The organism is Clostridium sp. LS (assembly GCF_002760435.1).
In the GTDB taxonomy this organism is placed as follows: Bacteria; Bacillota; Clostridia; order Clostridiales; family Clostridiaceae; genus Clostridium.
In genome coordinates, this window is the sequence record NZ_AUUU01000090.1 from 1 (window position 1) to 5895 (window position 5895).

Consider the following 5895-nt stretch of genomic DNA (forward strand, 5'->3'; position numbering starts at 1 on the left):
TACTTCGTAATTTCTTAAACATTTTATTTTTGAAAAGCCAAAGGCTTTTCTTCCTTCATCATTCATCATTCATCATTCATTGTTCATTTTTCACCACTTAACAATCCACAAGCATTGATACTACTCAATTTTAACAATTAAAAATTCTATAATTTCTTAGACATTAAAATATATAAATATTTATCTTTTTAAAATTTTTGCTGCCTCTAAAGCATGATAAGTAATTATTATATCTGCTCCAGCCCTTTTAATAGAAGTTAAAGTTTCCATCATTACTCTTTCCTCATCGATTAAGCCAAGCTTTCCTGCCGCCTTAATCATAGCATATTCACCACTTACATTGTAAGCTACAAGGGGAAGATTAAAATTTTCTCTGCAATCTCTAATTATATCTAAATAAGAAAGCGCTGGCTTAACCATTATAAAATCTGCTCCCTCTTCTATATCCATTTGTGTTTCACGAATAGCTTCCATTCTATTTCCAGGATCCATTTGATAAGTTTTTCTATCACCAAATTGTGGCGTAGAATTTGCAGCATCTCTAAATGGGCCATAAAATGCTGAACAATATTTTGCTGAATAACTCATTATGCTTATATTTTTAAATCCATTTTCATCTAAAGCGTTTCTTATAGATCCAATTCTTCCATCCATCATATCAGATGGTGCAATTATATCTGCGCCGGCTTTTGCATGTGATACTGCTATTTTATCCAAATATTCTAATGTTTCATCATTATCTACATATTCATCATGAATTATTCCACAATGTCCATGAGAAGTATACTCACACATGCAGACATCAGTTATAACAAGTATATTCCTATCTATTTTCTTTATTTCTCTTATAGCCTGCTGAACAATTCCATTATCATTATAGCTTTCTGAACCGCATTCATCTTTATGATTTGGTATTCCAAAAAGAAGCACTCCTGAAATATCGGCTTCTTGTACTTCTTTAATTACTTCATGGAGCTTATCAATTGAATAGTGATAAACTCCTGGTAATGAAGAAATTTCATTTTTTATATTTTCCCCTTCAACAACAAATATAGGATAAATAAAATCCTTTGAACTTAAAGTTGTTTCCCTAACCATATCTCTAACAGCAGAATTAACTCTAAGCCTTCTACCTCTTTTAATCACAACAAACTCCTCCTTAAAGATTTTTGCATAGTACTTCTATTTCTTTTAAAAATCCTTCTTCTGAATGCTCTTTGCATACTTTTGCTTTTATTCCTAATTTCTCTAATGGCTCATTTGTTTTTGGGCCTATAGCTATAACTTGTTTCTTTTTAATTTCTTCTACCCCTAACATATCAACCATATTTTCAACTGTTGATGGACTTGTAAAGAATACTATATCCACTTCTTCAAAAGATCTTCTATTAACTACAGATCCACAAACCGTATCATAAATATATACTTTATCCACATTTATTCCACTATCACTAAGTTCCTCATAAATATACTTCCTGCTCTTTGCTGAACATGGTAAAAGCAGAGTTTCCTTTTCTTTCAAATGTGGTTTTAATTGGCTTACTAAACCTTCTCCCATAAATTCTTTAGCTTTTATAAAGCATATAATTCCTCTTTGCTTTAAAGCGTTAGCTGTTGCAGAACCTATAGCAGATATTTTTGCCTTAATTTTTCTTATATCATACTCTTTTTCAACTAAGTACTCAAAAAAGATTTCTACGCTATTTACTGATGTGAATACTATATGATCATAATCTTCTAATCTTCCCATGTAACTTTCTAAATTCTCTGAACTGCTCTTTATTTCTATTGAATTAAAGCTTGTGACTTCTGCTCCTAATTCAACTAATTTATTTTTTAAATTTTCAGATTGTCTTCTTGATCGTGTAATACAAATGTTCTTCCCAAACAAAGGTTTATTTTCATACCAGTTTAAGTCTTTACTTAAGTTTACAACTTCCCCAACTACAATTATACATGGAGACTGTAAATTAGCTTCCTTTACTTCTTGCACAATATTCTCTAAAGTTCCTATTACCTTTTTCTGCTTAGCTGAAGTTCCTCTCATTACAACTCCACATGGAATTTCAGGGCTTTTTCCATTCCTTATAAGCTCACTTACTATATTATCTAAATTGCTTAATCCCATCATAAAGACTAGAGTTCCTTCTTCTTCTGCTAAAGCCTTAAAATTCACATTTAAATCCTGTGCAGATTTACCTGTAATTACATGAAAACTTTGGGCTATCTTTCTGTGGGTTATTGGGATACCAGCATAATTTAATACTGCAATTGGAGAGGTTACCCCTGGTATTACCTCAAATTCAATGCTTTCATTAACTAAAGCTAATACCTCTTCTCCACCTCTTCCGAATACATAAGGATCTCCTCCTTTGATTCTTCCTACAATATGTCCTTGTTTTGCAAGACTAACCAAAAGTTCATTAATTTCTTCTTGTGTTTTAGAATGAGCTCCTGGCTCTTTTCCACAATAGTAAATTTCACATTTATCATTTAAATAATTCAGAATATTATTTGAAACCAATCTATCATAAAGGACAGCTGTGCATTTTTTTAATACTTTAACTGCTTTTAATGTTAATAATTCTTCATCTCCTGGACCTGTTCCAATTATATATACTTTACTCATATTTCAATTCTCCTATGTTTCTAATATTTTTCTAGCTAATTTTCTTCCAAGTTCAATATGCTCATTTTTGCTGCCTAAGATATCTTTTTTAACTATTTTTCCACCTACGTCATATATGCCAATCATATATAAATCATCATCTCTAATTTCTGAATAAGCTCCAATGAGACTATGGCAGTCCCCATTTAACATTTTCATAAAACTTCTTTCAGCTTCTACTGTTAATTTAGCATTTGCATCTTCTAATTTTGCAAAATACTTCTTAGCATTACTGGTTTTTAAACATTCAATACCTAGCGCACCTTGAGCGACTGCTGGTAAAAATATTTTTGGATCAAAATATTCGCTTATTAGCTTTTCTTCTCCTAATCTTTTTAAGCCTGCAGAAGCTAATATAATTCCATCTAAATTTTGAGTTTTCATTTTTTCCAACCTTGTTTGGACATTCCCTCTAATTGAAACTACTTCTAAATCATCTCTTAAAAGTTTTAGCTGACATGCTCTTCTAATGCTGCTTGTTCCAATAATAGCTCCTTTTCTAAGTTCCTTAAAAGGCATATTATCCTTAGAAATCAGAACATCCCTTATATCTTCTCTTTCAGTTATAGCTGCAATCTCAAATTCATCACTTAATTCGTAGGGTACATCTTTCATACTGTGAACTGCACCATCTGCTCTTTGCTCTAAAAGGGCAACTTCTATATCTTTAACAAATAGTCCTTTACCGCCAATTTTAGCTAAAGAAACATCTAACTTTCTATCTCCTTCTGTAACTATAAGCAGTTTTTCACTATCTATATCAAATTTATCTTTTAAATTTTTCATTATTATTTCTGTTTGGGTTTGTGCCAGCTGGCTTTTTCTTGTTGCTATAATCAAATTATCCATTAATTCTTATTACCTCCAAACTTGTTTATGTAAATCGGATTTATGATTTAAGTAAGTAATCTACAATTTCTTTTGGTAAATGTTCTCTAAGCATATTTTCACTTTTTCCTTCATCAAAAGCTTTTTTAAACACCTCATTATTAGTTAATTCAACTATGTCACTTTTATATTCTGGGATTTCCTTTGCTTTATTTCGAATTATTCCAATAAAATTAATAAAATCATCATATTCTTCTAAGAGATCTTTTACCTTATTGGAAAGCAAAGCGGCACCCTTTGGATTACCATGTTTCGTATTCAGTGCAAATGCTATACTTTCTGTATTTTTCTGAATTGGAACTACTCCTATTCCGTCTTTAAAATTTGACGAATCTATGTAAATTTTATAATTTTCATCACAAAACTTTTTTATCTTATTTTTTAAGGTTTCATCATCTATTGCTATAATTATAAGATGTTTATCCCTTAGAAATTCATAGCTAAACTCTCCTTTTATGAGTTTAAGCTCTTCCTTGCAGTTATTTGATAGCTCAATTATTTTTTCATCAAAGTTTTTTGATAAGACCTCTACATAACATTTATTGTTTACAAAATGTCTTGCTTTTATTTCACCAGCTTTTCCACCTCCAATTATTCCTACTCTCAGCTTTTTAGAGATTAATGAAATATAAGAATATTCTATTCCTCCAGTGAAAATATCTTCTCTATTATCTTTTCCCATTCTTCACCACATCCCTTTAAGGTTTCATCTTTAAGAATTTCGATGGCCCTATTTATGTAAAAATCTGACGTGCTTTTTATTAATTTATGTGCCAAACCAATATCCTTTTCACTATTACTTTTATGTTCAAAAGTTTGAATCCTATTTTCACTTACTTCATTTCCTAAAGCTTTTAACTTTTTAATTGTAGGTGAAATACTTCTTATTTTAAGCCAATCTTCATATTCTTTAATATATTTAGCCAAAATATATTTATGTTCTTCCATCTTATCTTTTCGAAGCTTCTTATTTTTATCGTCAATACGGCTTATAGTATCAATATTATAGACTTCAGTTCTCTCTAAAAGTGCAACTTCCTTTTCAACATCTCTAGGAACTGCTAAATCGTATATAATGAGCTTATTTCCGTTTTCACTAATATCTTCTTTTCTTACTACCTGGTGAGGGGCTGAGGTACAGCTTATTATGCATTCAACTTCATCAATATAACTGTTTTTTTCTTCAAAATTAATTACTCTAACTCTTTCATCATCTATCTCATCTTTAATTTTACTATTTCTAACTACTAAATATACAATTTCGAGTTTATGAGAAAGTAAATATTTCATCGTAAGCTGTCCAACTTCTCCATAACCCAGAAGCATAAATTTAGTGCACCCACGAATAGTAGCTTCATTTGCCACTATAGAGGCTGAAGATACTGGAATTTCAAACAATTTAGCTTCTTTTCTAAATCTTTTTCCACAAGTAATTGCTTCTTGAAATAATCTATGTAATTCTAAGGAAACTGCTTTTATATTTAGGGCTTCTTCGTAAGCATCTTTAACCTGCCCTAAAATTTGGTCTTCTCCTAATATTTTAGAATGAAATCCAGAACAAACTTCAAATAAATGCCTATAAACATCAGTGCCTTCAGAAATGAATATATACTGCTTATACTCATAATTCCAATTGAAAATATCAAAAATCTTTTTTAATAATTCTTCTTTATTAAAAGAAGCATTAAAATAAATTTCTGTTCTATTACATGTAGCTAAAATTACTACCTCTTCTAATTCTTTAAGTAATTCATTGGTATATTGTTTATGTTTTTTAGGTTTAATAATAAACTTCTCCCTAATTTCCAGTGGAGTATTTTTTCTGATACCTATTAAGCCTATCACTATGGTCACCTCAAATGCTTTTCAAATTTATCTTAATAATTATTTAGTATATACTATTATTACACAAAAAGCAGTTATTTCAAAATTAAATATTTACAAAGTATATTTTTTTGATTGTACCTCATTTCCTGACACATTTTTGACACATTAGAAGCTTATAATAATCATATAAGATAATTGATTATTATTTACCCCTTATTAAATTATATAAGTCATATAAAATAAATGACTTAGCCTAAGTATGAGACTAACTTTAGTCTTACACTTAGGTTTTTTTATTTAAGTTCCTGGTTGCGCTTAATAAGTTCCGAATTATGCTTCGCACTCTTTTCAATGTCGAGGAAATTATAGAATTTCTAATTGTTGAAATTGAGTAATATCAACGTTTGTGAGATTTTTAAGTGGTAAAAAATGAATAATTAATGATGAATGATTAATGAAGAAAAGCCTTTGGCTTTTCAAAAATAAAATGTTTAAGAAATTACGAAGTAAAA

5 protein-coding genes are annotated in these 5895 nt (G+C 29.7%); all 5 read right to left on the reverse strand.

Features of this window, described 5'->3' with window-relative positions:
- Window positions 1-180: 180 nt before the first annotated feature.
- Genes hemB through hemA form a run of 5 tightly spaced genes read right to left on the reverse strand, consistent with a single transcriptional unit; the run spans window position 181 to window position 5401 of the window.
- Window positions 181-1146, reverse strand: coding sequence for a porphobilinogen synthase (gene hemB, locus COL3_RS18815; RefSeq protein WP_008425485.1), 966 nt, complete (start codon window positions 1144-1146; stop codon window positions 181-183).
- A gap of 13 nt (window positions 1147-1159) precedes the next feature.
- Window positions 1160-2629, reverse strand: coding sequence for a uroporphyrinogen-III C-methyltransferase (cobA, locus tag COL3_RS18820; RefSeq protein ID WP_008425484.1), 1470 nt, complete (start codon window positions 2627-2629; stop codon window positions 1160-1162).
- 12 nt (window positions 2630-2641) lie between these two features.
- Complete coding sequence (hemC, locus tag COL3_RS18825; protein WP_008425483.1) at window positions 2642-3517, reverse strand: hydroxymethylbilane synthase; 876 nt, start codon at window positions 3515-3517, stop codon at window positions 2642-2644.
- 40 nt (window positions 3518-3557) lie between these two features.
- Window positions 3558-4238, reverse strand: a complete 681-nt coding sequence (locus COL3_RS18830) for an NAD(P)-dependent oxidoreductase (RefSeq protein WP_008425482.1) — start codon at window positions 4236-4238, stop codon at window positions 3558-3560.
- Window positions 4196-5401, reverse strand: coding sequence for a glutamyl-tRNA reductase (gene hemA, locus COL3_RS18835; RefSeq protein WP_008425481.1), 1206 nt, complete (start codon window positions 5399-5401; stop codon window positions 4196-4198). Before hemA ends, COL3_RS18830 begins: the two co-directional genes overlap by 43 nt.
- Between the last annotated feature and the right edge of the window lie 494 nt (window positions 5402-5895).

What these genes read in the sequence shown, in the direction of transcription:
- cobA (WP_008425484.1), bottom strand. Translation starts at nt 2,629, where the DNA reads ATGAGTAAAGTATATATAATTGGAACAGGTCCAGGAGATGAAGAATTA.
- hemC (WP_008425483.1), bottom strand. Translation starts at nt 3,517, where the DNA reads ATGGATAATTTGATTATAGCAACAAGAAAAAGCCAGCTGGCACAAACC.
- COL3_RS18830 (WP_008425482.1), bottom strand. Translation starts at nt 4,238, where the DNA reads ATGGGAAAAGATAATAGAGAAGATATTTTCACTGGAGGAATAGAATAT.